At 49.1% G+C, this 21443-nt stretch carries 37 protein-coding genes; 19 read left to right on the top strand and 18 right to left on the bottom strand.

Going from position 1 to position 21443, the window contains the following annotated elements:
• Positions 1 to 16 precede the first annotated feature (16 nt).
• The 12 genes from F566_RS35810 to F566_RS0125390 all read right to left on the bottom strand — a co-directional run bounded on the left by F566_RS35810 (position 17) and on the right by F566_RS0125390 (position 7034).
• The gene (locus F566_RS35810; protein ID WP_020409867.1) at positions 17 to 319 is read right to left on the bottom strand and encodes a hypothetical protein; all 303 of its coding nucleotides are present in this window, start codon (positions 317 to 319) and stop codon (positions 17 to 19) included.
• 188 nt (positions 320 to 507) lie between these two features.
• The gene (locus F566_RS0125440) at positions 508 to 1230 is read right to left on the bottom strand and encodes a hypothetical protein (protein ID WP_033416878.1); all 723 of its coding nucleotides are present in this window, start codon (positions 1228 to 1230) and stop codon (positions 508 to 510) included.
• A 187-nt stretch (positions 1231 to 1417) separates the two neighbouring features.
• Positions 1418 to 1981: a hypothetical protein gene (locus F566_RS0125435; protein WP_020409864.1), complete on the bottom strand. Its 564-nt coding sequence runs from the start codon at positions 1979 to 1981 to the stop codon at positions 1418 to 1420.
• 35 nt (positions 1982 to 2016) lie between these two features.
• Positions 2017 to 2232, bottom strand: a complete 216-nt coding sequence (locus F566_RS0125430; protein WP_020409863.1) for a hypothetical protein — start codon at positions 2230 to 2232, stop codon at positions 2017 to 2019.
• Positions 2233 to 2246: 14 nt separating this feature from the next.
• The gene (ssb, locus tag F566_RS0125425) at positions 2247 to 2789 is read right to left on the bottom strand and encodes a single-stranded DNA-binding protein (RefSeq protein WP_020409862.1); all 543 of its coding nucleotides are present in this window, start codon (positions 2787 to 2789) and stop codon (positions 2247 to 2249) included.
• Positions 2789 to 3601, bottom strand: a complete 813-nt coding sequence (locus F566_RS34060) for a DUF2303 family protein (RefSeq protein ID WP_020409861.1) — start codon at positions 3599 to 3601, stop codon at positions 2789 to 2791. The genes ssb and F566_RS34060 overlap by 1 nt, the downstream gene beginning before the upstream one ends.
• A complete protein-coding gene (locus F566_RS34055; protein WP_020409860.1) occupies positions 3601 to 3951 on the bottom strand; it encodes a hypothetical protein in 351 nt (116 codons plus the stop codon). Before F566_RS34055 ends, F566_RS34060 begins: the two co-directional genes overlap by 1 nt.
• Before the next feature lie 53 nt (positions 3952 to 4004).
• Entirely contained in the window at positions 4005 to 4298 is a 294-nt protein-coding gene (locus F566_RS0125410) for a hypothetical protein (RefSeq protein WP_020409859.1), read from the bottom strand.
• Between the two features lie 12 nt (positions 4299 to 4310).
• On the bottom strand, positions 4311 to 5801 hold the full coding sequence (locus F566_RS34050; protein WP_020409858.1) for a lambda-exonuclease family protein: 1491 nt from the start codon (positions 5799 to 5801) through the stop codon (positions 4311 to 4313).
• Positions 5795 to 6655 (bottom strand): RecT family recombinase, encoded by an 861-nt coding sequence (locus tag F566_RS34045; RefSeq protein WP_020409857.1) that lies wholly within the window; start codon positions 6653 to 6655, stop codon positions 5795 to 5797. The genes F566_RS34050 and F566_RS34045 overlap by 7 nt, the downstream gene beginning before the upstream one ends.
• Positions 6652 to 6843 carry a hypothetical protein gene (locus F566_RS0125395; protein ID WP_020409856.1) on the bottom strand — a complete coding sequence of 64 codons (192 nt, stop codon included), beginning with the start codon at positions 6841 to 6843 and terminating at the stop codon, positions 6652 to 6654. The genes F566_RS34045 and F566_RS0125395 overlap by 4 nt, the downstream gene beginning before the upstream one ends.
• A 2-nt stretch (positions 6844 to 6845) precedes the next feature.
• Positions 6846 to 7034 (bottom strand): hypothetical protein, encoded by a 189-nt coding sequence (locus F566_RS0125390; protein ID WP_020409855.1) that lies wholly within the window; start codon positions 7032 to 7034, stop codon positions 6846 to 6848.
• A 109-nt stretch (positions 7035 to 7143) separates the two neighbouring features.
• On the opposite strand from F566_RS0125390, the gene F566_RS0125385 reads away from it, so the two are divergent.
• A complete protein-coding gene (locus F566_RS0125385) occupies positions 7144 to 7656 on the top strand; it encodes a hypothetical protein (protein WP_020409854.1) in 513 nt (170 codons plus the stop codon).
• 3 nt (positions 7657 to 7659) lie between these two features.
• Here F566_RS0125385 and F566_RS0125380 read toward each other — a convergent pair whose 3' ends face one another.
• Positions 7660 to 7845 (bottom strand): hypothetical protein, encoded by a 186-nt coding sequence (locus F566_RS0125380; protein WP_020409853.1) that lies wholly within the window; start codon positions 7843 to 7845, stop codon positions 7660 to 7662.
• A 411-nt stretch (positions 7846 to 8256) separates the two neighbouring features.
• On the opposite strand from F566_RS0125380, the gene F566_RS36480 reads away from it, so the two are divergent.
• The gene (locus tag F566_RS36480; protein WP_157497078.1) at positions 8257 to 8667 is read left to right on the top strand and encodes a helix-turn-helix domain-containing protein; all 411 of its coding nucleotides are present in this window, start codon (positions 8257 to 8259) and stop codon (positions 8665 to 8667) included.
• Here F566_RS36480 and F566_RS0125370 read toward each other — a convergent pair.
• The 3 genes from F566_RS0125370 to F566_RS0125360 all read right to left on the bottom strand — a co-directional run bounded on the left by F566_RS0125370 (position 8618) and on the right by F566_RS0125360 (position 10432).
• Positions 8618 to 9043: a response regulator gene (locus F566_RS0125370; protein ID WP_083921175.1), complete on the bottom strand. Its 426-nt coding sequence runs from the start codon at positions 9041 to 9043 to the stop codon at positions 8618 to 8620. The genes F566_RS36480 and F566_RS0125370 overlap by 50 nt on opposite strands.
• Positions 9044 to 9117: 74 nt before the next feature.
• Positions 9118 to 9753, bottom strand: coding sequence for a S24 family peptidase (locus F566_RS0125365; RefSeq protein WP_020409850.1), 636 nt, complete (start codon positions 9751 to 9753; stop codon positions 9118 to 9120).
• Between the two features lie 34 nt (positions 9754 to 9787).
• Complete coding sequence (locus F566_RS0125360; RefSeq protein WP_020409849.1) at positions 9788 to 10432, bottom strand: S24 family peptidase; 645 nt, start codon at positions 10430 to 10432, stop codon at positions 9788 to 9790.
• A 145-nt stretch (positions 10433 to 10577) separates the two neighbouring features.
• Between F566_RS0125360 and F566_RS34040 the strand changes: the two genes are divergently transcribed.
• From F566_RS34040 to F566_RS0125275, 17 genes are all read left to right on the top strand, one after another.
• Positions 10578 to 10823, top strand: coding sequence for a YdaS family helix-turn-helix protein (locus F566_RS34040; RefSeq protein WP_020409848.1), 246 nt, complete (start codon positions 10578 to 10580; stop codon positions 10821 to 10823).
• The gene (locus tag F566_RS0125350) at positions 10820 to 11122 is read left to right on the top strand and encodes a hypothetical protein (RefSeq protein WP_020409847.1); all 303 of its coding nucleotides are present in this window, start codon (positions 10820 to 10822) and stop codon (positions 11120 to 11122) included. Before F566_RS34040 ends, F566_RS0125350 begins: the two co-directional genes overlap by 4 nt.
• Before the next feature lie 76 nt (positions 11123 to 11198).
• Positions 11199 to 11378 carry a hypothetical protein gene (locus tag F566_RS0125345; RefSeq protein ID WP_020409846.1) on the top strand — a complete coding sequence of 60 codons (180 nt, stop codon included), beginning with the start codon at positions 11199 to 11201 and terminating at the stop codon, positions 11376 to 11378.
• 426 nt (positions 11379 to 11804) lie between these two features.
• Positions 11805 to 12719 (top strand): conserved phage C-terminal domain-containing protein, encoded by a 915-nt coding sequence (locus F566_RS35805; protein WP_020409845.1) that lies wholly within the window; start codon positions 11805 to 11807, stop codon positions 12717 to 12719.
• Entirely contained in the window at positions 12712 to 13056 is a 345-nt protein-coding gene (locus F566_RS0125335) for a hypothetical protein (RefSeq protein ID WP_020409844.1), read from the top strand. The genes F566_RS35805 and F566_RS0125335 overlap by 8 nt, the downstream gene beginning before the upstream one ends.
• 22 nt (positions 13057 to 13078) lie before the next feature.
• A complete protein-coding gene (gene dut, locus F566_RS0125330) occupies positions 13079 to 13555 on the top strand; it encodes a dUTP diphosphatase (RefSeq protein WP_020409843.1) in 477 nt (158 codons plus the stop codon).
• A gap of 254 nt (positions 13556 to 13809) precedes the next feature.
• Positions 13810 to 15597 (top strand): DNA cytosine methyltransferase, encoded by a 1788-nt coding sequence (locus tag F566_RS0125325; RefSeq protein WP_020409842.1) that lies wholly within the window; start codon positions 13810 to 13812, stop codon positions 15595 to 15597.
• Entirely contained in the window at positions 15594 to 15797 is a 204-nt protein-coding gene (locus F566_RS0125320; protein ID WP_020409841.1) for a hypothetical protein, read from the top strand. Before F566_RS0125325 ends, F566_RS0125320 begins: the two co-directional genes overlap by 4 nt.
• Entirely contained in the window at positions 15794 to 15991 is a 198-nt protein-coding gene (locus F566_RS0125315; RefSeq protein WP_020409840.1) for a hypothetical protein, read from the top strand. The genes F566_RS0125320 and F566_RS0125315 overlap by 4 nt, the downstream gene beginning before the upstream one ends.
• Positions 15940 to 16836: a DNA adenine methylase gene (locus F566_RS34025; protein WP_051085429.1), complete on the top strand. Its 897-nt coding sequence runs from the start codon at positions 15940 to 15942 to the stop codon at positions 16834 to 16836. The genes F566_RS0125315 and F566_RS34025 overlap by 52 nt, the downstream gene beginning before the upstream one ends.
• The gene (locus tag F566_RS35800) at positions 16833 to 17501 is read left to right on the top strand and encodes a hypothetical protein (protein ID WP_020409838.1); all 669 of its coding nucleotides are present in this window, start codon (positions 16833 to 16835) and stop codon (positions 17499 to 17501) included. Before F566_RS34025 ends, F566_RS35800 begins: the two co-directional genes overlap by 4 nt.
• Positions 17492 to 17926 (top strand): hypothetical protein, encoded by a 435-nt coding sequence (locus F566_RS0125300; RefSeq protein ID WP_020409837.1) that lies wholly within the window; start codon positions 17492 to 17494, stop codon positions 17924 to 17926. The genes F566_RS35800 and F566_RS0125300 overlap by 10 nt, the downstream gene beginning before the upstream one ends.
• Positions 17895 to 18245: a DUF1064 domain-containing protein gene (locus F566_RS0125295; RefSeq protein ID WP_157497086.1), complete on the top strand. Its 351-nt coding sequence runs from the start codon at positions 17895 to 17897 to the stop codon at positions 18243 to 18245. Before F566_RS0125300 ends, F566_RS0125295 begins: the two co-directional genes overlap by 32 nt.
• Positions 18242 to 18808, top strand: a complete 567-nt coding sequence (locus F566_RS0125290) for a hypothetical protein (protein WP_020409835.1) — start codon at positions 18242 to 18244, stop codon at positions 18806 to 18808. The genes F566_RS0125295 and F566_RS0125290 overlap by 4 nt, the downstream gene beginning before the upstream one ends.
• Positions 18805 to 19137: a hypothetical protein gene (locus F566_RS0125285; RefSeq protein WP_157497076.1), complete on the top strand. Its 333-nt coding sequence runs from the start codon at positions 18805 to 18807 to the stop codon at positions 19135 to 19137. Before F566_RS0125290 ends, F566_RS0125285 begins: the two co-directional genes overlap by 4 nt.
• Positions 19121 to 19462 carry a hypothetical protein gene (locus F566_RS0125280; RefSeq protein ID WP_020409833.1) on the top strand — a complete coding sequence of 114 codons (342 nt, stop codon included), beginning with the start codon at positions 19121 to 19123 and terminating at the stop codon, positions 19460 to 19462. Before F566_RS0125285 ends, F566_RS0125280 begins: the two co-directional genes overlap by 17 nt.
• 13 nt (positions 19463 to 19475) lie before the next feature.
• Positions 19476 to 19979, top strand: coding sequence for a hypothetical protein (locus F566_RS0125275; RefSeq protein WP_020409832.1), 504 nt, complete (start codon positions 19476 to 19478; stop codon positions 19977 to 19979).
• Between the two features lie 621 nt (positions 19980 to 20600).
• Here F566_RS0125275 and F566_RS37025 read toward each other — a convergent pair.
• On the bottom strand, positions 20601 to 20765 hold the full coding sequence (locus F566_RS37025; RefSeq protein WP_020409829.1) for a hypothetical protein: 165 nt from the start codon (positions 20763 to 20765) through the stop codon (positions 20601 to 20603).
• Between the two features lie 2 nt (positions 20766 to 20767).
• Positions 20768 to 21298 carry a hypothetical protein gene (locus tag F566_RS34015; RefSeq protein WP_020409828.1) on the bottom strand — a complete coding sequence of 177 codons (531 nt, stop codon included), beginning with the start codon at positions 21296 to 21298 and terminating at the stop codon, positions 20768 to 20770.
• Between the last annotated feature and the right edge of the window lie 145 nt (positions 21299 to 21443).

Genomic DNA, 21443 nt, shown 5'->3' with positions numbered 1-21443 from the left:
AAGTCATTGCTCATACCTACCTCCAATAAGTGACGCCGTCGTCGCACACATAAGCTGTTTTATCGGGGGTAGCTGTTATTGTGGTAACTGTCCCGACGGTTCCGCTTGTGGTAACCCCTATCCCCGTGCCAACGATGGTGTCACCCTTTACTCGATGGATAACCTTGCAGTCGTGTTCTGCCGCAAACAACGCCCATTGCTGGGCGTCCCTGTACATCGCGTAAACCGAGGCTCCAAATGCAGCAATAATAATGATGATCATCACTAAAATTTTCCTTTCGCATTCGTCATGCCACATCTCTTTTATCGCGGTAAGCATCTATTTGCCCCAATTACAATCAGTCGCCACGCTTTCTTGAGAGGTGACAACCACGCACTCAACGCCAGGCTTGGGTTTGATTACGCTTGAAACTGTTGTTGTATTCGTGAGCCATCTATTGAATCCTACGCCTGCGCCAAGGATTACGAGGGCAAGCACGAGTAAAATGCCTTGAATAGCGAGTCTGCTCATAGTTGATTCTCCAGTTGTTGAATTGCTTTATAGGCAGGAGAATGGCTCAGCATGGCTTTGTAGATGTCTTTCATCGTGGCCCAAGGCACGGGAACATTTACAGTGTAGGTTTCTTCACCCCTGCAGACCTCGCATTCCGGAATTGCGCCTGACGATAAGCAGGTGAAACATTGCTCTTTATGTTGAACAGTGAATTCTCCGATGCAGGCCGCTTTCATTTCTGGCGTGATTGTTTCTTCTAGTCCGGGTTTTGGGCTCGTCTTTTTGTTCCATTGCTCAATTAAATAAACTGGGTTTGGGATTCTTGGCCCAGTAATCCAACTACAGCACTTTAGCCTCCAGTCCGTCGAATCTAATGGGCTGGCTCCTATGAAACGACCTGAATAAGTCAAGCGCGGCACTTCATTGCAGAAGGGGCATTTATTTAAAGTCAACTCGTTGATATTGAGTGTATGATCAATATTTTGCTTAGGTGGAGACCCTTCATAGGGAGCCCAATCTAAACCGTTAGGGACAAGTACTTGGTAGCCGTTCCAATAATCGAACGATGGAGACAATACATTTGTGTGGCCAGCTCCACGTTTGCGGAACTTATCAATAAAAGTAATTACCACCCCTTTTAGCTGTTTATGCTCACATCGCCATATGTACCAGCCCGGATGCTTCGGAGGGGCATCGGCATATTTTGTGAAATGGTGTTTTGATGACTTGTTACTCATTTCTTTCCCTCTGTACATGTTTTAAACCCTGTATACACCCAGTCCCCATAACGATTTTGGTAGTAGCTGCCCATCTTGGTTTTCGGTTTCCAGTACCACTCCTGAAAGCCCTCAAATTGGAATCCGTGACGCTCTCCGGCGGGGAAGCTGTAGCGTCGGAATCCGAGGGCCTGCAGGAGTGAGTAAGTTAGGAATTGCAAAGGCTGTAACCCTTTATAGGGAGCGTGCCGGGAGCGCCCATATCCAGAGTGTGAGATGATCCACCGATAGATAACCCCCAAGTTTTTGAGATTTTCTGAACCTCTTTCAACATTTGCTCCAGTAGAATATTGTTTGCACGAACCGCATCCAGTATTTGAGCTTGCAAGTCTTCAGGCTCAGAAGCCGGGCGGGTGGATAGCTCAGTTGTTGGCAACGGTTCTTGCTCAGCCAGGGCGACCGACTTTTCAGCGGCTCTCTTAGCGGCATCCTCCGAATTCACGCGCTCCCGGATTGCTTCGATTTTTTCAACGACCCTTTCAATCATCAAATCGTCAACATGTCCGGCGCTCCATTTCCACTGTGTTGCCTTGCCGTTTCTTACTGGAGCCAGGATTCCGAGTTCCTGCACAGCGGCAGAAAACTGGGTATTGCCTACGCGAAAGGTTTTACACTCATCCACCAGCTTGATATTTCCGCCAGTGGCGAGCCTTACAAAGATTAAATTTAAAAGGCCGGCTATTTTTGCGCGTAACGTTTCTTTCTTGTTCATGCTGTTGGTCCTATCAAGTGATGGGGTGGGGCCGCTTAAGCGGCCTGGCTCTTGTAGTTCATGAATGCTTTGTATTCAGATTCGGTTGCCAAAGAAACTTTGCGGACGTCAGCGCCCTTGGCGTTTTGTTCATGCGTCCGGCGTTGAGAAGCGATAAAGCACGCCTCATCGTGAACACGATGGTAATTAATGACTTCTCTTGCGTTGCCGGTAGGGTCAGTCAATTTGATATATAGGTCTTTGCTTTGCATGGTTTTTCCTTAAGTTAAACGACGAGTGTTTGAGCAATCGCGAAGGGAATATCATCGTCAAAGTCGTCGATTGTTTGGGGGCCGGTTGCTCCCTGTTGGTTTTGTCTGTAGCTAGATGCTCCAGAAGCTCCGGCGTAACTGCCTGCATTACCGGCTGGCTGCGCGGGCTGTCGCTGTTGAGGTGGTTGATTGTGCCCTTGGCTCGTATTGTCACGAGGGTCCAAGAGCCTGATTTGCCCCTGCACGTCCACAAGCACTTCTGTGGTGTAGCGATCTTGCCCAGACTGGTCTTGCCATTTGCGGGTTTGAAGTCGCCCTTCCAAATAAAGCTTGCTGCCTTTCTTTGCATACTGCTGGATGACTTCAGCCAATTTCCCGAAAACAACAACTTTGTGCCATTCCGTGCGCGGTACCATTTGCCCGGTTTGACGATCCTTGTAGCTTTCGTCTGTAGCTAGGTTCAGGTTTGCGACAGCGGAACCGGAAGGTGTGTAACGTAGCTCGGGATCTTGGCCAAGGTTTCCCAGCAAGATCGTCTTGTTAACGCCGCGACCCATTAAGACAACTCCCCAACAAACACACGGTAATTGCCAGCAGTGTGGGCTTTTACTTTTTCCAGGATTAGGCTCTTGAATTCATCAGCGATTAATTCCTCGATAGCATCGAGGCGGAGAATTCTGAGAGCAAAGGCTGGCTCGCCACGTCCAGAGATCATACTGAAGCGAATGTGGAAGGTTCGCTCCTGAAGGTCGAGATAAGGGAAGCATGTAAACTTGATTCCCCAGGGCAATGCCCCGTCACGGGCTTCGGCGTCGATTTTGTCGAATGTGCTTTTAGTTGCACCGTAGTCGCGAGATTCGTGGGTTTGCTCACTAACAGCCTTCAGGGTGAAACTGCGGATGCTCGCAAGAGCTTTCGGTAACTTGATTTCTTCCCCCGTAGCGTCGATAGGCGTTATGAAATCGCGCCATTCTTCCATCCACTCAGCAAGATCCTTTTGAGATAAGCGGTCCTTCCCACGGTTTTTAAGTTCAGTGAATTCCGCCGTGGCTTTGAGCTTCAGTTTTGCCGTATGCTCGCCGTGGCCGGGTTTCGCAATTGTTCCTTTATCAAAGAGGGCTTGAGCATTCATCTCATCCGCGTAGATAAAACAATCTGCGGTGCCTACTTCGTGAATGTAACTGACAAAATCCTTTAATGATCCTGTGTTAAATTTTGCCCGATACCGTGCTGGTGCAGCCATATACCTTTCTAAGCTGTGGATGCAGATATTTTCGGGCAGCGTGATAACGGGAATCTGAGTTGCTGGTAACTCTTTATCTGCTGCAATCGCTGTATCTTGGATAAGTTGAAGAGCTTGCTTTTCCATTAATGTTTCTCGCTATGCCGTTGAATTTGCTTTTTGTCCAGGTCAAACATGTCTGATTGATCTTCAGGGAATAGGGTTAGCTTCCCATTGCGGCCAACGTGGAAAGGTGTCTGGCTTGCATCCTCGGCTGAAATCTTGCCGCGAGCGGTTGGCAGCGTGTGGACTATTTTGTGGCTACACATCACCTGGCTACTGGTGCCCAGTTGGGAGACATCGAACGTCAATACCACTTTCCCTTTTTGTGAGTAGGTGACGACGTTTGCGGCGACTTCGGAAAGCGCCGCGCTTATTTTTTGCTCAAGCACGCCAGCATCACAGCTTGAAATGAAGTCGTTCACGTCTGTGCTCATGATTGAATCTCCAGAGATTCTCTAACGGTTAAATGAAGCGGAATATTCCGCCGTTAAGCAGCTTCAGCCAGGGAAAGACGCCCAAGCCTTCGCTGAAGTTTTGTAATAAGGCTGAACAATTCACGATTGTCTGAGATGGGCACAGCAGAAAGCCTTGAGACGATTCCCCTGATGGCCTCCTTATGGTTCTGGCACGCGCCCACCAGCTTGAAATGACCTCTCACACGATCATTGATCATGCTTGAGTCGCCGCCGATGATGGCCAGATAAATTCCAAGCCAGCTCACCATCATTTGCTCTGACGAAGGGACGCCCGCCAGACTGATATTTGAAACGTTTTTGCTCATTGTCATTTCTCCTTAAAAGTTGCTGACGGCTGGGTAATCGTTCAGGTTCATGTCATGCAGCCACAAGATCACTGTTTCTTCGGCTACGTCGAAATGATTGGCAAGCACACCGATAATCTCGTTATCTGTTGGGCGACTTGGTTTAATGGGGCGGGCTTTCGCTGACTCTGAATTGACCAAGCTGTTTAAGGTGCGGGGCGCTGATACGCCTTCAGGCTTGGGCTTGGCTTTGTGTTCAAGGATGCGAGATTGAACGATAGCGGCGAAGTCCTCAGCGGGCTTGGCTACGATTGCCTGCAGATCGTCAAACAAGAACCTGTAACCGGTCGCGTGCTCATTGAGCTGCTGGATGTTACCGCGCATGATTTCGGCGATCTCGTCTACCTCAACCTTGGCCTTGGCTGTTTCGTCATTAACGGCGGAGCGGAGACTGTCGATTCTCCTTTTACCCTTCATTACTCCAGCGAAATCAGCGCCGCTGTACTGAATCGATACGCCATGCGGTGCGAACTCTTTTTCGAAGCTAGTGATGTATAGTTTCAGGGCCGCCTTTGCGTCAGTGAGTATTTCATCCCTGATCTGTTGCTTACGGGCTGCAACTTTTTTCTCAAGATCCAGGCGCTTCGCTTTCGTGTCCTTCGCGATTTCGTCAATTGTGTTAAAGATTTCCTCTATGCTCTTTGTTTGACTCAGAACATGATCCCTTGTCAGTGAGAGTCGCTTTTCAACGTCTTTGCACCACTTAGCCGACGATTCAGCGTTGGCAAAATCCTCATCTGTTTGTAGGTCGGTAGATATGCTTTGCAGCGTAAGTTTTGCCGCTGCACGAAAATCCTTGAGATTCGACACTGTACTTACATCAGTAATCTCAACTCTCAGAGCGGGAAGGGCGGTTGGCTCGCGTCCAACAGGCTCAGGTGTCAGGATAGCGCCGGAATAGTCCGCCAAATCTTTTTCGTACTGCTGCCAGTGCTTGATCAATTTTTCTTGATCTTCTGGTACCGGAAGCTGTTTGACATAAACACACTTTTCTTCAGTGCCGTCGGTCACCATGTAAAGGCAGTATTCAGCTTTTGATACATAAAGTTGTTGCTGTACTTGCCAGTAATCGCATTCAGGGACGCGACCGGTTTGCACTACAGCGGCCTTTTCTTCATTCCATAGCTTGCATTCCCAGATAATATCCTCAAGCATGGTGAGGCCATCGAAGCTTGCCAGTAGATAGGCGTCATCGTCAGTGGCGACAATGGGGTAAAGCTCTTCGCCTATGATCCTCTCAGCGATCGGACGGGCTAACGCTTCGGCTGCATGCCCCTTGTCAAAAAGGCGCTGTAGAAATTCGTCAATCTCCTTTTCGGTCCCTGTAGCCTTCATTGAAATGAGTTCGTTACGAGTGGCATAAGGTGAGACACCCATCATTACCGATGCCTCAGAAGCGGTATGGTGTAGCGTCCGGATCTTCTTCCACTCTTCGCTCCCTTGAGCGACATTGATCGTTAGCATTGCTCTTGCTCCTCTTCTTCAATGATGTCGGCATCAAGTACGGACCAGATTTGGTGCTTTTGATCTTCTGTAAGCTTCCCCTTGGTCTCGACGGTGCTGATGATTTGCTCAGGTGTTTTTTTCCCGGCTTCAATCGCATCGCGCCACTTAGGGAAATTCGCTTGAAACTGTTCGTCTGGGTAGTTTTCCGCTTCCAGGGTCGACTCCTGAGAAGGAGGGGTTATATCTGTCTCTCCTTGAGGTACGTAGTCGCTTAGTTCGTCAGCGGAGTACACGCCCAGGATTACGTCAGGGGCATAAAGGCGCGCCCAATACTTGGTTGCAAGGTAGGCTGATTGCTGCTTTGGGTTGCTTTTCCAAAGCGGGCTATTCTTGGTAGTTATCTGAGCAGGGAATAATCGCTCCCCCCATGTAATCTCTGTTTCCCCAGCCAATACTGCCCCTGCACGCACCCAGGCACTTTGGTTGTTAGCCCCATGGGTCCAATCACCGCCGTACTCATACTTAAAGCGTCCGCGTATTACCTTGGAGCTGGAAACCACTGCATTGACTAATTGAGCCTCATATCCAAGGGTGCCGTTGACTATGTGAGTCTTTTGGGCAACTGCAAAAGGATTCATTTGCCATTGGGCGGCCTGCATGCAAATTGCCATGCAGTCGCCTACTGAGCCTTGCAAGTGTTCAGGAACGGTAACTTTTGAACCATTAGCCATTACAGTTGCCAGCCGGTGCAGCTCTTCCATTGCTCTCGCATTGAAAATCAAAGTCTGTAGATCAGCAGAGTTGTTTATTGCTGGAGCATTGGCGTTCGCCGTAGCGATTCTGCTTGCTTGCTCCTCTTGTATCGCGCTCATTGCGTCATGCTCCTTTGGGTAAGGGTGATTTCTGGTTCAAACTCTTCTGGCTCGCACTTCCAGCAACCGGGGTGATCTGGATCTCTGCACTCGGAGAACGCGCCATATCTCTGGCTGTAGTAACGGCCGGCACGAGCGGTTTGCAGATGCTCGACGTAATCTATGTCTGAGTAGTCCTGGTGCTTCATCCCTACACCTTGAAATTGAATTGCTTTGGAAGTTCGCCGTGTGTCTCGTAAAACTTGCGGCGATTCTGGTATTGTTTAAGGCGGTGCTCGTTCCCGATTCTGTTGGGGAAGCTGCGCTTAAGGTGCATGCAGGCCCGGTCAAACATCTTTTGGTCAGTTGCTTTGTCTGGGGCTGTAGGAGTGCTTTTCATTATTGTCACCAGTTAATCAAAAAGTTAACCATGAATGCAAAGTTAAGCAAACGGTTAACTGAGGTCAAGAATTTTTTTTAACTTTTTTGGTAACTTTTTAGGGAAGGCTATGATTAAAGTGCTGTTTGTGGCCGCTGCTGTGGCGTCAGGGGTTGCTCAAGGTGGAACTATTGATTCAAAAAATTTTGATGAATGCGTTCTAGAGCATATGAAAGGGGTGGTCAGTGATGTCGCTGCTCGCTCAATAAACAGGGCATGTCGCAACCAGTTCCCTGATTCTGTGCCGTCTGAGGAGATCTCTAGAATACCTAAGCTGGCGGTTGATAAAATCGCAGGAGAGGGAAAAGTAGGGGTTAATGGCGCGTTTTCAGGCGAGCTGTTTAATGGGAACCGTGAGTGGGTTGTTCACCAAGTCATTGTTAGATTGATAGACAAAAATAGCGCCACCTATAGAGACTATAAAGCCGATGTTAAAGATGGGGCAAAAGGGGAGGGGAATTTGTATGTTGAAAGTGGAGTTCAACCACTTTCGAAAGGTAGCTTTACCTTTGAAGTCTTTAGCCCTCCAGGTCAGTATGATTGGTATTTATTGGAGGGGTATGGGGTAAAACTACCAGAGTAAGTTTTACTCTGCCGGTTGGTGTTCGACAGTAAGTGATGTTGATATAGTGGCGCAGGCCCGCAATATCTCATTCCTGTAATGTTCATATTCTTTGGCTGCTTGCTCTGAAGGGGAAGCAGATAGAAATAATATTTCAATCTGCTTTACCGCCTGTCTGATTTTTTGCAGATTGTGGACTGAGTCAGTCACAGCGCTCTCCTTGTTATTATTCGTTATATCTCGTCAATGTCCTCAATAATTGGCGGCTTGTGCTCAGGGTCCGAGTTGTCAAAAAAAACTCCTAAGTTGTGGTCATTTTTGCGGACTTTCTTGCACTGAGTCAGCATTTCTTGCTTACCCCAGGAACTACTAGCGTGATACATGTCTACGATGTTTCGCAGCTGATCAGCTTCATCTCGCTCCTTTGAGTCCAGTACTACTTCAATACTCTGGCGCATCAATTTACTCCTAGCTCCATTTGATGATACGGGAATCACTGTAGTCCATATGGACTATTTGTTGAACATTGACGTATGTGTGTTTAAGTGCCATACAATGAGGCAGGAGACGCTTTGTTTGTTTAAATGCCAACATTAAGGAAAGTTAATGAAGGGGCGACCCATGACCATAGGTGAAAGAATTAGGGAGCTTAGACAACGGAACAGGTATGAGAAAAAATTAACCCAAAAGCAGCTTGCTGAAGTGCTGGGGGTATCCAGAGAAAAGATTAGAACTATTGAGTCAAACGGGCCTTGCATGCTGAGTCCCGAAAACGTAAGGACACTATGCGAGTACTTTGGGGTTGACGAGGCTTATTTGTTCAGAGGGGAAATTAGCTCCGGGAAGAATCTGGATCCGCAATTGAGCCACGTTGTTACTGTGGCTCAAACTAATCCGATTTTCCGGTTCCTGATTGACCACCTTTCAACTTGGGACGAGAAGATGTTAAACGGTGCTTTAGATGTGATTACAGGGATAGAAATTAGGCATCAGCAGAAGCTGCAGAGTGCTCGGGAAACAGGCTCAAGATAGTTTCCCTGAGCTTGTGCGCACCTAAGCTGTCTTGCTCCCGCTGTTCCAGGTAGCGAGTTATTGTGCCGTTTCTTAAGTGGCGTTCAGCTTGCTCAGCCATTGGATAGCCGGAAATTACAATGATGGGCACATCTTTTGAGAATTCGCGCCTGATACGTGTCGCTAGATCAAAGCCGTTGTCTCGCGGCAGGTGAACGTCAGCAATAATTAGGTCGTAAGTATTCGTAGCAAGCAGGCTCACGGCGGCATCAGCACAATCGGCCTCATCTATAACGCTCGCGCTGTCTATCACCCTCGCGATGCGAAGGGATACAGATGTTAGCGCTCTTGTGGCCTCCACGTCGTCCACAATTAGAATCTTTTTTAGAATCATCATACTACTCTACAGCAGGTAAACCTTTTGGGCGATTTTTACCATAAATCTTAAGTCTGCGCTGTGCTTTTTTTGTTTCAGTGCAGAAATGTGCAATACCAAACTATTTGACCGATAACCTTGACCTTTTCGCTTGCGAATACATGCGAGGAGTATTGAGAGTTTTCGGGTTGAATTACTAAATTACCCTCAGCCGGATCAACAAAGATCCTTCTAATCGCTCTTCGGCCTGACGGAAACTTAAGCAGATAATAATCCCCATCAACTACGTCGCCACCTGAATGCGCAGCGGCGATCGAACCCTTTGGAATACGAGCACTCATGCTTGAGTCTGGTTGCGTGAACCAAATAATTCTAGATAGATCATATCCTCGTTGCTGAAGCATCCAGCCTGCTATGGCTTCCGGGTCGGCAGCTTCATTGGCTCTAACTGCTGAACAGTGGAGGACTCCTATTGACCTTTGCAGTTCGGTCGGTAGTTGGTTGGCATCGTCCAGCGAGCCTTCTGGCAGTCCTATCCGCTCCTCAATCATCCGTGCAGCACGCTCACCCATTGATTGCGACTTAGGGTTGTCGCTTAAGTAGTTGCTTATTCTTGCTGGTGCTACACCCGCTGCATCACCGCATGCTTTTTGGCTCCCATTAAACATCTGAGCAACAATCTGCTTGAGCCTCTCACGTCTTACGAGATGAGCTGTTGATCTATCTTTCATCTATTAACTGCCGGTCAGGATTAATGGCGCGGATCTAATCTATAAAAGCGCCGTACCAAACGACAGCACCTATAACCTTCACTTGGTCGCCGCTAAGCTTATGGACCGGGTAGGAGGGGGTTTCTGGCTGTAGGAGGAATGAACCATCGGGGTCGTGAAATACCTGGCGAATAACCCGCTGACCATTTTGCAAGCCGATCAAATAAAGATTCCCATCAAGAATATCTTTCCGTGGTTCTATCGCTACCAATGAGCCCCTTGGTATTCGTGCTTGCATGCTTGAATCTGGCTGGGTAAACCAAGTGATGCTTTCTGAGTCAAACCCTCTCTCGCGGAGCAGTTCATCTACGATGATGCCAGTCTGGTTATTGGATGTAGGGCGGTTATTCAGCGCCTCGGGCACAAAGCCAAGGTCTCGCTGTTTTTCTGCTGGTAGTAGTCTGTGATCATCTAGGCTACCGCTATCCAATCCCAGCTTTTCTTCCCAATTCCTTGCCGCTTTTTCTCCAACTGACCGAGAAGAAGGGCTGTTGCTCAAGTATCCGCTAAGTTGAGAGGGAGCAATGCCAACGGCGGCGGCATAGTCTTTGGCCACGCCGTCAAAACGCTGATCAATTATCTGCCTTAGCCTTTCTTGGCGAACTCGCCTTATCAGTATATCCCCTGAAGCCCTAACCATTTCACTCCGCCCAAATCTCGTTTCGCAAATTATATGGTTTCCTTCACTTTTACGTAATCTTCAACAAAAAGTTACCAGTCGTCGTTAACATAACCAAAGGGTAAACTTAAAGTTAACCAAATGACGAACTATTGAGCCCAAGGTTATGGACCCAAAGAGCTACTACGAAAGCCTGCCAAGAGGTCAGCGCAAGCAGTTGGCTTCCGAGCTGGAAATAAGCCCTGTTTACCTTTGCATGATCATTTCTGGTGACCGGCCAATTACTGCAGAGAGAGCAGTTGCCTTGGAGGACATTTCAAACGGCCAGGTAACGATGGAAGAGGCCGCGCCAGATTTTCCCTGGTCCCGCATGTACGAAGTTCTAAAAAGGAGAGAGGTGACCCCCCTATGAGTATGACAGCTGTTAGCAACTTTTCTAATTACATCCCAGCCCGCAAATTGAAGGCTAACCCTTACACAGTACGCGTCGATGACGTGGAGCTTGATCTGATTGAGTCGATGGCCGACCTGAACAATGCAAGCCGTGCTGAATACACACGAATCGCTGCCTTGATTGGAATGTACATCATGGCAAAAAGCCAGCGGCGCTTTGATGTTGCCGAGTCCATCCGCAGGAAATTGCTGGAACAAGCCATTGAACCCAAAGCCCATATCTCGCTCGCATATCAGTCCGACGAGCCTAAAGAGTAGTTGAGCGACTGAGACCACGGAAGATTCACGAAAGAATCTTTGTTTACAGAACCTATTAGGAATCGAAGAGGAATCAATGAGTAAAGCGAATAAAGAAATCGGGATTTCTCAGGAAGAGCTTAACGTTCTGGCGGCTGAATTGGCGGCAGATGGACAGAAGGCGGAAGAAGTGCTTATGGAAGCCACCGCCCTGGGAATGAGTGTTATTGCAGATCACAGCTATGACAGCGTGGCCTGTTTCAGCTTAAGGCATTAGTCAAGAGCCCGTCTTGCCTCTCACGTCTTCCGAGAGGCCTTTTTAGAGTCCGTTTCCCGTTTGACAACACGCCAGAGGGGCGGGGCGCGGATTCTACAAAGTAAGGAGTAACAGGCTTGGTTAGACCGCCAGCACACCCCTGCTTAGCGATGGGGCCGTACAGACGGAATCGGCCGGGAGAAGACTATCAAGGGTTTCGGGAAACCTTTTATAGATCACTCACCAAGCTTGCCTTGCTTTCTTATTTCGGAGTGACGGGGCGCGATAGTGCCCCCCCCTTTTTTAATCGCAAGAGAATCTATTGAGAGTCGCAGGAGAAGATCTGGTGAACACAACGATGGTGATTACAAGTCTTGGGGTCGTGTCAGCGGCTGGAGGGACTCTGGTTGGTGGGGTTTATTGCTTCCTGCAGTTCATGGGTGGTCTATGAAGCCTGACGTATTCATGCCGTTTTTCATCGGTGATTACCTTGCAGCAACTTCGCGCCTGACGACTGAACAGCACGGCGCGTATCTACTGTTGATTTTTGATTATTGGATGAACGGCCCTTTGCCAGATAACGATCAGGTACTTGCCAATATTTGCAAGATGTCGCCTGAGAAATGGGAAAGCAACAAGGAATGCTTGAAGCATTTTTTTAGCATTCATGAAGGAACCCTTAAGCATGCAAGAGTTGATGAGGAGAGGGAAAAAGCTACTCAACGGATGGAAAAAAGTAGGGCAAAAGCAGCCAAGGCAGCCGCTGCAAGATGGAAGAATGATCAGAAATCAAACAAGAACAGCTCAAGTGATGCAACGAGCAATGCCCCAAGCATTCAAGAAGCAATGCCCCAGCAATGCCATTCACATTCACATTCACATTCAAGTATTAAAGAGAATAAGAGACATAGTCCGGCTGAAGCCGAACCTATCCCCTCCGACGATTCCAAGCGAGTTATCGATCATCTCAATCAATCCACTGGCCGAAGCTTTCGCACATCAAAAGCAAGTCTGAAGTTTATCAACGGCCGACTTGGAGAAGGCTTCACCCTTGAACAGCTCAACATAGTTACTGACCACCGCGTCAGCAAATGGGCCAACGATTCGGAAATGTCCGAATACCTACGCCCCCAAACCTTATTCGCGCCCGAGAAGTTCGAAGGTTATTTACAAGCAGCAATTGAGTGGGACGCAAACGGGAGAAGAACACATGCACAGCCCGAAGGATTTAAGCAATCAACAGTTGATCGCGCTGGTTGCGTCGCCGCAGAACGAGAGCGAGAGCTGGCAGAAGAATATCGACAGATCCAAGCAGCTCAGGCACGAGGCGGTGATGCTCCGTTTCTGGCGGCGTATGACTGAGAGTTACGGGGCGTCCTGGGTGCGACAGTTTGGAGACGTTAGCGGCGAAGCTTACAAAACCTGGAGCGCTGCGCTTTCAGGATATTCAGAGCATCAGATAGGAAATGCATTTCATAGCCTGCTGGAAGAAGGGGCAGAGATGCCGCCGACCCTGGGGAAGTTTATCAAGCTTGCCAAAGGGCTCAATCGAAACACTGAGGGAATGATTACCAAGGGGGCAGCAATCGAGTCACACAAGTATTTACAGCGGGCTTTGCCGGTTCCGCCTGAAGTTACAGAACGTCGCCGGGAGCTGGCGCGCGAAAACCTGTCGAAGCTGATTGCTTCGCTTGCCTAACAGAGAATCTCTGGAGAACCACATGTTGCTAGAAACAGAAATTGAATTACGCCAAGTCCGCCCCGGGGCGACGGTGCCGGAATACAAAACTAAGGGGGCAGCGGCGCTGGATCTGTGCGCATGGCTTGCAGAGGTTGATTACGTTGCGCTTCGCCCCGGTGAACAGGTGTTAATCCCCACCGGAATTTCAATTCATCTGAATAACCCGAATCTTTCGGCTGTCATCATTCCACGCTCTGGGTTGGGTGTCGAAGAGGGATTGGTGCTTGGCAATGGGACCGGCCTGATTGACTCAGACTATCAAGGTGAGTTGAAGGTGTGTTTATGCAAGCGGCCAAATTCCGACTCATATAACGCTCCATCGATTATTCGCCATGGCGACAGAATCGCTCAACTAATCATCACACCCGTTGTCCGGGCCAACTTCAACCTTGTAAACGAATTTTCCTGCACGTCCGAACGTGGTGCCGGCGGCTTTGGCTCGACCGGAATCAACTAATTGATTGGGAGCCCGGCCAGCATTACCGGGACCGTCGAGGGCAGGTGAACGGCGGACATTGAAAATTCCCTGCAGCGTGGGCGTTATCGGGCACCGTGTGTGACCTCCTTGTCAGCTTCGCTGAAATGCAAGCGGCTGTTGCATCTCTGAAGCTCCCCGAAAGGGCGGGCATATGGCCTGGATCGAGGCTTTAGGGATTGCAGCTCACAGGGCGGGCGTGACCACGCATTCTATTGGTGAAGAGAGTAAGAAAGATGACCTGTTTTACTAATTACCGAAATATTCCCCAGTTAGGGCTTGGCTTTGAGGGCGAGTTAATTATTGACAACTTTGCCGGTGGTGGTGGTGCTTCAACGGGAATTGAAATTGCGGTTGGTCGCCCGGTGGATATTGCAATCAATCACGACCCTGAAGCGGTCGAGATGCACAAGATCAATCATCCAGTGACAGAGCATTACTGTGAAGACGTTTGGCAAGTGGATCCGCGCAAAGTGTGTGCGGGTCGGCCAGTTGGGCTGGCTTGGTTTTCACCAGACTGCAAGCATCATTCAAAGGCCAAAGGAGGGAAGCCGCGCGAGAAGAAGATAAGGGGGCTTGCCTGGGTGGCAATTCGTTGGGCTGCGACGGTAAAGCCTCGCGTTATTTGTCTGGAAAATGTTGAGGAATTCATAGACTGGGGACCGCTGGACCAAGAAGGCTTCCCCTGTAAGCGGAGGAAGGGAAGAACATTCAAGAGTTTTGTAAGGGCACTTAAGCGCCAGGGTTACAGGGTTGAATACCGCCAGTTGCGGGCGTGTGATTACGGTACGCCAACAATTCGTAAACGATTATTCCTAGTCGCTCGTTGTGATGATGCACCGATTGTCTGGCCGAAGGTCACCCATGGAGACCCAAACTCAGAGGCTGTAAAAAGCAGAAAGCTGAAGCCTTGGTTAACAGCAGCGGACATTATTGATTGGTCAATTCCATGCCCGTCGATTTTTGAGCGTAACAAGCCACTGGCTGAGAACACCCTGAAGCGAATTGCCAAGGGTATTCAGCGCTTTGTAGTGGATAGCCCCAATCCGTTTATTGTGAAAGTTAATCATGGCGGCGAGGGGTTCAGGGGGCAGCGGGAAAGCGCACCACTGCACACTCTCACTTCAAAAAATGGTGCCGGAATTGTCATACCCTCGGTTGCTCCATTTATCACCGAGCATGCAAACGCGAGCAATCAAAGAAACATGGCGGCCAATGACCCACTGAGAACCCAATGCGCTGAAGTGAAGGGTGGACACTTTGCAATGGTCAGTGCGTTTCTTGCGAAACACTACACCGGTGTTGTGGGCTCAGAGATTGAAAAGCCCACAGGAACCGTTACGACAGTTGATCATCACTCACTGGTGACAGCTCATATTCAGCGTGACTTTGGGCAGAGTGTTGGAAGTAAAGCAAGCGACCCGGTTGGCACCGTAATGGCCGGGGGGCAGGGGAAAACCCAACTTGTTTCAACCTTCTTGTCTAAATACTTCGGCAAATCTATCGGCAGTGAGGCGGACGACCCCTTGCACACCGTCCCTACGCGGGATAGTCACGCTCTGGTCACAAGCAACCTCGTAAAACTACGGGGAACCTGTAGAGACGGCCAGAGGGTCGATGCGCCTTTGCCCACGGTAACGGCTGGAGGTAATCACGTTGGAGAGGTCCGCGCCTTCCTAATGAAATATTACTCTGAAGGCGGACAGTGGGCAGAGCTTACCGATCCTATGCACACAATCCCCACTAAGGACCGCATAGGCTTAGTTGTTGTCAAGGGCGAGCTTTACCGGATTGTCGATATCGGAATGCGCATGCTTCAGCCGCACGAACTATACCGAGCCCAGGGTTTTCCTTCTGACTACATTCACGACCGCTTGCCCAACGGCAAGAAATTAAGCAAAGCCGCTCAAGTCCGGATGTGCGGTAACTCTGTATGCCCGCCCTTAGCAGCCGCCTTGGTCGCTGCGAACTTCACTGAGCAGTTTGGACAACAACAAGAACCAACCGAGGCTAAGACTGCATGAACCTAATGAAAAAGCTTCGGGGTCGTTATCTGCCCCTGCTTATGACATTGATCACTCTGGCTCTGTTCTTCTGGCCGTTCTTTAGAGGATGTCGGGCAGCGTTCAGCCGGAAGTATTACAACATTCGTGAAGAATATTCAGCCTGGGCCTCAACATTAGTTGTGTGCTCTCTGGTTCTGCTGGCAGGAGAAGAAGAATGACAAAAGATCAGCGTTTAGTACTTGAGTTTTTGGATCCGGTTGAATCCTCAACTTCGGATGAAATCGGAATGGATCTGAATATTGGCGTTGAGCGGGTAAACGGGGCGCTGAAACTTTTGGTTGCCCAGGGCAAGGCCACGAGATGCCCAAACACCTACCCAACAGCTTATCTGTTAGTGGAGAGCGAAGAGTGAGTGTTACGAGTCCGGTTATGCGTTACTTCGGAGGAAAATTTCGAATGTATCAGTGGCTAGTCGGTTTTTTCCCGCAGCATCAGAAATACATCGAACCGTTTGGAGGTGGGGGCAGTGTGCTCATGCAAAAAGCGCGCTCCTATGCCGAGGTTTATAACGACTTGGATGAAGACGTTGTGAATGTATTTAGAGTTTTGAGAGATCCTGATCTTGCCAAAGAATTGCAATTTGCATGTCAGCTTACCCCTTTTGCTCGATCGGAATATGAAATTGCTCAAGATGATTCATCTACTGATCCGGTTGAGAGGGCAAGACGAACCCTTTTTCGAGCAACTGCCGGGTTTGGTTCAGCCGCTGCCACAAAGTGTCGTTCAGGCTTCCGATCGGACTCTAATCGAGAGTGGAGCTTGGCAGGTCACGTTTGGCAAAAGTACCCAAGCAACATCCGCAGTTTCTGCGAAAGGCTTCAAGGTGTTGTTATTGAAAATCGCCCAGCTCGAGAAGTGATTGAGCAGCACGCGACTGTTGACAGCCTTACCTATCTGGATCCGCCTTATCTACCTGAGACTCGTGTCATGAACGGGCATAGGTACTACAGGCATGAGATGACTTGTGATGAGCACGAGCAACTGCTAGCCGAAATTCAAAAGGTACCGGGTTATGTCTTGATAAGCGGGTACGACTCAGAACTATACAACGACATGCTTAAAGGCTGGCATAAGCACCAACGCTTTGCGAGAGCGGCGGCCCAGAAAGGCACCAAAGTAGCAGTAGAGTGTGTTTGGTTAAACCCGATGACCTCCGATCGCATAGGGCAACCTTCGCTTTTTGGAGGTGCGGGATGACTGAAGAAAACATCATTCCTTTCGTGTCCAGGTCCGTCAAAACCATGGCTGATGGCACCTTAAGGATTTCGGTAGATGTTGAACCGGGGGATGCTCAGGATGCATTCAAATTGTTTGGTGTGCCTGGGGCGGCTGGCGCAATGGTCAGGCTAACGGATGCTGCTGCCCAGTCTCAGATGCAGCAACGCATGATTGACAGTGCGAAACCTTTCGGCCAGCAAGCCAAGATTTTGTATCAGTCCAGTTTCTTCAGGGCTCCTGAAGTCTGGGCGGCGGCAGGCTCTGACGAAAAGTTTTTGCAGTGGTTGCGCCTTCAAAAGTGCGCCTATACCGGCAGAGATGGAACAGAAGACGACCCGGTTGAAGCTGCCCATGTTCGCCGGGTAGCGAATGGGGCCGGCACCGGGATAAAGCCGCAGTATTCAGCAATTCCCCTGCTTCACTCAGTCCATGTCCGCCAACATCAGGAAGGGGAGTCCGCAATAGCTCCCCGCGAGTGGTGGGACGAACAACGGGTTAAGCACCTACACGGCTGGTCTCGCTTCATGATCAAAAACCAACTCGGATATGAAAGCTGGGCGGATGTCCCGCCGGCGGAATTACTCACCTGGGCGCAATCGCGCGGAATCGATAGACACATACCAAGGGGATACCTATGTCAGTAAATAACATTTATGGCGGCTGGAGAGTGGCAGACGAGACCATCAGTAGCGGAAGAGAGGCCCGAGAAATGGCAAGGGCTGAGCTTGAGAAAGATGTGGCCGCATTCTTGGAAAAAGGTGGAGCAATAGAAACATTGCCTTACTGCGCGCCATCAATCGGACTGAAAGGCGCGAGAGCCAATGCAGAATCTGGGTGGGAAAACGCATCAATGCCGGATACGGCCGCCGCGACTTATCTGGGTGTTCCTTACTCAACATTTCTTAAAGCCATGCGCACCGGTGAACTTATGGGTATCAAGGCTCCCAAAAAGTCCCGAGGCGGGTGGTTTCGTTGTCATCTTGATAAATGGTTAAAGGCATATGAGCAGCATCAGCATAGAGCAATACAAGCAGCTAATGATGAAGCCCAAAGCCAAAAGGCAGGGTAAGTATAACGCCCACTCAACGGTGATTGACGGGATTCGCTTCCCGTCAAAGCTGGAGGGTGGCTACTACGAGTACCTGAAGGCGGCAAAGTCAATCGGAGCAGTAAAGTACTTTCTGCGACAAGTTCCCTTTGATTTGCCTGGCGGAGTAACTTACCGCTGTGATTTTCAGGTGTTTTGGAAAGACGGGGCTGTCTCATTTGTGGACACGAAAGGGAAGGAAACCGAGACATTCAAAATCAAAAAGAAACAGGTTGAGGCGCTTTACCCGGTGACCATCGACATTGTGAAGAGAGTACCCAGCCTGAAGGGGAGATTATGAGCGAGATTGCAGAGAGACTATCAAAGACAGTTTCCCACTCACCCGGTGAGCCGGTTTTTCTTGGGTGTGATATGGCAAGAGGGTCTGACCGGACGGCAACAACGTCGATGTCATTGGCCGGGATTGAGCGCAACGCGGGGTATTACCTTGCACTTGCAAAATACGCGTCTGACCGTGAATCCCGACGCATTGCTACAAGCATGACCGCAAGCATGTTTTTAGCAATGGGCGAAGCTTCCCGGGTCGAACAAGGTGAAGCTGACCGGCTTGCGGGTGTGGTGGTAGCTGTTGAAGTCGAGCCAGAGTTAACCCGCTGTAAAGCCTGCAAAGGTCGCCGCATCCAGAAAAGCAAGACGCAGGAGGTAACCTATTCCTGTTACAAGTGCGAGGGTAAAGGGTTTGATCGGCTGACAGATAACCGAATTGCCACAATGGCACGGATCGATCGTCACCGGTTCCGTAACCGCAAATATCGCAAAGTTTATGAGTCTGTCCGCTCCCGCCTGCAGGAGCTGGAAAGTGCTGTATTACAACAAGCTGGCGAAAAGCTGAGGAAAGTATGATGAGTGAGAGCAACCAACAAACCGATATGTCACCAGAGACCCAAGCAAAATACATCGAGGCATACAATCTAACAGCCCAGAAGTTGCGGCAGGACGCGCTTGACCAATTTAGGGACAGCTCCGAGTGGGGAGTTGATGGGTTTTCCCTGGCGTACCAGTCACTACAATTTGCCGCTATATCCTTAATGGTAGAGGAGGGACTTAACGCGGGACTGGATGAGAATCAGGCAAAGGTTCGCGTCGTTAGGGAAATTGGCAGTCGCATTGCTTCAATTGTTAATGGGCTGACCATTGGGAAGCGGGATACGGATAATGAAGCTACGCATTAAATACAGATCATGGATTCCGCGCCTTCTGGGCGTGGATGCTGTCACCATCTACCCGTTTATATTCTTCAAGCATAGCGTCGAGCAATGCAAGGAGGCGAGCTGGTTTCCGAAGCTTTTTAAACACGAACTTATACACGTTGAGCAGGTTCGTCGCCTGGGGTGGTGGAACTTCTATGTCACATATTTGTGGTTTCAAGTTGCCTATGGGTATAAGAGAAACCCTTTCGAGGTAGAAGCTTATAAGAGGCAGGACGAGGATATAAGCCCTCATCAGAAATTGGTCATGCTTCAGTCCTGGGGCTGGGGTTGGATAGAAGAAAAATAATAATGGGTGGCCTATGAGTAAACGATTCGGAAGAAACCAAAAGCGGGAGTTAAAGCAGCAGATAGCAGAGCTGAAGGGATCAAGGGATTACCATGCAGAGAATGCGAGACAGGAAGTCTCAAGATCGCGACATGTCAGATCTCTTCTGGCTGATGTTCGTAGGGTGGCTGGAGAGTTTTTTGTGGGGCTGGACCCACAAAAGATTGACTTCAGGGAGCCGCCAACAAGAGCCGCCATGATCTCGAACCATGCGTGGGGAGTTATCACTGATACAGATCTTATGATGCATCATGAATATATTCCTGAGATGCTGATAAATATCGAAATGTCACCTGTGGTCAGAGAAACGATTGATAGGGCCATTCATTATGAGTTCACGGCGGATGGTAATCGCTACGGCTACACCATTTCCAAGACTGCGATGCAGGAAGTACCCAAAGCTTTTCTAATTGAAAAGCTCTCAAAACAGATAGCAAAAATGATTGTAAACGATCAACGCTTGCCAGATCCCGCCTGAATAAATAAGCTCTATACTGTTTGAATGTACAGTTTTGAGCTTTTCTACAGTGGAAACCAAGTCAAAAACCGTTGAAGTCGAATTCATTGAGCAGCTTTGCGAGTGCGGTGGGGTTCTCAGGACGCTTGACCGGCACGCGGAAAGAACTGATAAATGGATGGAAGAGCAAATTATTCATACGCACCCCACAACCTGGGATGTGAAGTGTTCTAAGTGCGGTCAGGAGTCGTCAACGTCCTTTCCTTGGCCAGTGATCAAGTACAAGGGCAAGCGGTTCCTTTTGGAAGAGCATGTTAAGGGGAAGGTGAGCGCCCTAACCGCATTATTAAGGCGCTACTCGGAAAAACATAGTAAGAGAGGGTAGGCGTGCTTCTGTAAGCGCTCTCTTACTGATATGAGTGATTAAGTATTAGTGATAGTGGGAGCGGACCGCTTACCGGATGACAGCTCTTTGGTTAGCTTCTTTGGATTTCCCGCAAGCACACCCCTCAAGTCCAAATCATCAGGACAAGGTACTTGAAGATAGTTAGATTTAGCCGCATGAGCCGCCATGCGCTTCCGTAACGCTTCCATATCTAACTCATTCTGTTGTTTGTTGGGCATAAACCCTCCTTCACAAACTTACATAATATCTTTGGGCTTCCCGGCAATCATGCCCTTTGCACCTTTTGGAACCGGGACAGCTTTTCTTACTTGGTGCCCTTTCTTAGTAGCATATTTACGCATCTTTTGTAAAGATTCAGCAACGTCAATATCCTTCTGATTTTCGTTATTTTGCCCGCTCATATTTAATCTTCTATCCTTTTTACTAAATAGTCTGATTCCCGCTTATTGCCTGCTACATAAGTGTAGTCGAAGCTCTCATAGTACCCTATGAGCCCGCTGACCGGCTCTGTAATTCGGACCTCTTCAGAACCGATGGCAATGCCATACAATTCAGCGCAGGTTAGAGTTAATGGCACAATATTATTTTTAAGCGGGTTTGGTGATGCGGTGGTTCCCTCAATTAACTCAATCTTTAACAAAATTTTACTTCCTGATGGAAGCCCAGCACTCAACCCGCAAAGCTGATCCCTGTGCCAGATTGCCAGTTCAAAGCGAGCAGATTCTTTTTTGTATTTGCCCATCATAAAGCTGCGCCAGTCCCAGCCACCATTGGGGGGCTCTCTTCCTATGTCAGGCCATTTGGCGTGATGTTGTAAAGCGTGTTCATTGATTTCGGTTAATTTGAGGGATGGGTTGCCAGCATACTTGACGGTTTCTTCATATACCGCCCGGCGAATATTGGCGTACTTTAAGTCTTTTGCAGCCCTGCTCACGAGAAGTTTCCTTGTCTAATACTAACGAGAATCGGCGTTCTCAATTCCATTCCAAATTGAGGCAACATGTTATCAATTGCGCGCAGTTTGGCCAATCATCCGAACGGCTGAGCGGCCATAAAGGAGGGGCGACCCAACCGGGCCG

The organism is Hahella ganghwensis DSM 17046, from assembly GCF_000376785.1.
In the GTDB taxonomy this organism is placed as follows: Bacteria; Pseudomonadota; Gammaproteobacteria; order Pseudomonadales; family Oleiphilaceae; genus Hahella; species Hahella ganghwensis.
Note: the sequence above shows the minus strand (reverse complement) of the source record. Positions and strands in the feature narration are given on the sequence as shown.

Coding starts and splice junctions, on each gene's coding strand:
- F566_RS0125395 (WP_020409856.1), bottom strand. CDS start 6,843: ATGAAGCACCAGGACTACTCAGACATAGATTACGTCGAGCATCTGCAA.
- F566_RS0125385 (WP_020409854.1), top strand. CDS start 7,144: ATGATTAAAGTGCTGTTTGTGGCCGCTGCTGTGGCGTCAGGGGTTGCT.
- F566_RS0125370 (WP_083921175.1), bottom strand. CDS start 9,043: ATGATGATTCTAAAAAAGATTCTAATTGTGGACGACGTGGAGGCCACA.
- F566_RS35800 (WP_020409838.1), top strand. CDS start 16,833: ATGACTGAAGAAAACATCATTCCTTTCGTGTCCAGGTCCGTCAAAACC.
- F566_RS0125295 (WP_157497086.1), top strand. CDS start 17,895: ATGATGAAGCCCAAAGCCAAAAGGCAGGGTAAGTATAACGCCCACTCA.
- F566_RS0125430 (WP_020409863.1), bottom strand. CDS start 2,232: ATGCAAAGCAAAGACCTATATATCAAATTGACTGACCCTACCGGCAAC.
- F566_RS37025 (WP_020409829.1), bottom strand. CDS start 20,765: ATGAGCGGGCAAAATAACGAAAATCAGAAGGATATTGACGTTGCTGAA.
- F566_RS0125335 (WP_020409844.1), top strand. CDS start 12,712: ATGACTGAGAGTTACGGGGCGTCCTGGGTGCGACAGTTTGGAGACGTT.
- F566_RS0125275 (WP_020409832.1), top strand. CDS start 19,476: ATGAGTAAACGATTCGGAAGAAACCAAAAGCGGGAGTTAAAGCAGCAG.
- F566_RS0125300 (WP_020409837.1), top strand. CDS start 17,492: ATGTCAGTAAATAACATTTATGGCGGCTGGAGAGTGGCAGACGAGACC.
- F566_RS0125410 (WP_020409859.1), bottom strand. CDS start 4,298: ATGAGCAAAAACGTTTCAAATATCAGTCTGGCGGGCGTCCCTTCGTCA.
- F566_RS0125315 (WP_020409840.1), top strand. CDS start 15,794: ATGACAAAAGATCAGCGTTTAGTACTTGAGTTTTTGGATCCGGTTGAA.
- F566_RS34060 (WP_020409861.1), bottom strand. CDS start 3,601: ATGGAAAAGCAAGCTCTTCAACTTATCCAAGATACAGCGATTGCAGCA.
- F566_RS0125285 (WP_157497076.1), top strand. CDS start 18,805: ATGATGAGTGAGAGCAACCAACAAACCGATATGTCACCAGAGACCCAA.
- F566_RS35805 (WP_020409845.1), top strand. CDS start 11,805: ATGAAGCCTGACGTATTCATGCCGTTTTTCATCGGTGATTACCTTGCA.
- F566_RS36480 (WP_157497078.1), top strand. CDS start 8,257: ATGACCATAGGTGAAAGAATTAGGGAGCTTAGACAACGGAACAGGTAT.
- F566_RS0125320 (WP_020409841.1), top strand. CDS start 15,594: ATGAACCTAATGAAAAAGCTTCGGGGTCGTTATCTGCCCCTGCTTATG.
- F566_RS0125360 (WP_020409849.1), bottom strand. CDS start 10,432: ATGGTTAGGGCTTCAGGGGATATACTGATAAGGCGAGTTCGCCAAGAA.
- F566_RS34025 (WP_051085429.1), top strand. CDS start 15,940: ATGCCCAAACACCTACCCAACAGCTTATCTGTTAGTGGAGAGCGAAGA.
- dut (WP_020409843.1), top strand. CDS start 13,079: ATGTTGCTAGAAACAGAAATTGAATTACGCCAAGTCCGCCCCGGGGCG.
- F566_RS0125440 (WP_033416878.1), bottom strand. CDS start 1,230: ATGAGTAACAAGTCATCAAAACACCATTTCACAAAATATGCCGATGCC.
- F566_RS0125435 (WP_020409864.1), bottom strand. CDS start 1,981: ATGAACAAGAAAGAAACGTTACGCGCAAAAATAGCCGGCCTTTTAAAT.
- F566_RS0125325 (WP_020409842.1), top strand. CDS start 13,810: ATGACCTGTTTTACTAATTACCGAAATATTCCCCAGTTAGGGCTTGGC.
- ssb (WP_020409862.1), bottom strand. CDS start 2,789: ATGGGTCGCGGCGTTAACAAGACGATCTTGCTGGGAAACCTTGGCCAA.
- F566_RS0125390 (WP_020409855.1), bottom strand. CDS start 7,034: ATGAAAAGCACTCCTACAGCCCCAGACAAAGCAACTGACCAAAAGATG.
- F566_RS0125290 (WP_020409835.1), top strand. CDS start 18,242: ATGAGCGAGATTGCAGAGAGACTATCAAAGACAGTTTCCCACTCACCC.
- F566_RS34050 (WP_020409858.1), bottom strand. CDS start 5,801: ATGCTAACGATCAATGTCGCTCAAGGGAGCGAAGAGTGGAAGAAGATC.
- F566_RS35810 (WP_020409867.1), bottom strand. CDS start 319: ATGCTTACCGCGATAAAAGAGATGTGGCATGACGAATGCGAAAGGAAA.
- F566_RS0125350 (WP_020409847.1), top strand. CDS start 10,820: ATGAGTATGACAGCTGTTAGCAACTTTTCTAATTACATCCCAGCCCGC.
- F566_RS34040 (WP_020409848.1), top strand. CDS start 10,578: ATGGACCCAAAGAGCTACTACGAAAGCCTGCCAAGAGGTCAGCGCAAG.
- F566_RS34045 (WP_020409857.1), bottom strand. CDS start 6,655: ATGAGCGCGATACAAGAGGAGCAAGCAAGCAGAATCGCTACGGCGAAC.
- F566_RS0125280 (WP_020409833.1), top strand. CDS start 19,121: ATGAAGCTACGCATTAAATACAGATCATGGATTCCGCGCCTTCTGGGC.
- F566_RS0125365 (WP_020409850.1), bottom strand. CDS start 9,753: ATGAAAGATAGATCAACAGCTCATCTCGTAAGACGTGAGAGGCTCAAG.
- F566_RS0125345 (WP_020409846.1), top strand. CDS start 11,199: ATGAGTAAAGCGAATAAAGAAATCGGGATTTCTCAGGAAGAGCTTAAC.
- F566_RS34055 (WP_020409860.1), bottom strand. CDS start 3,951: ATGAGCACAGACGTGAACGACTTCATTTCAAGCTGTGATGCTGGCGTG.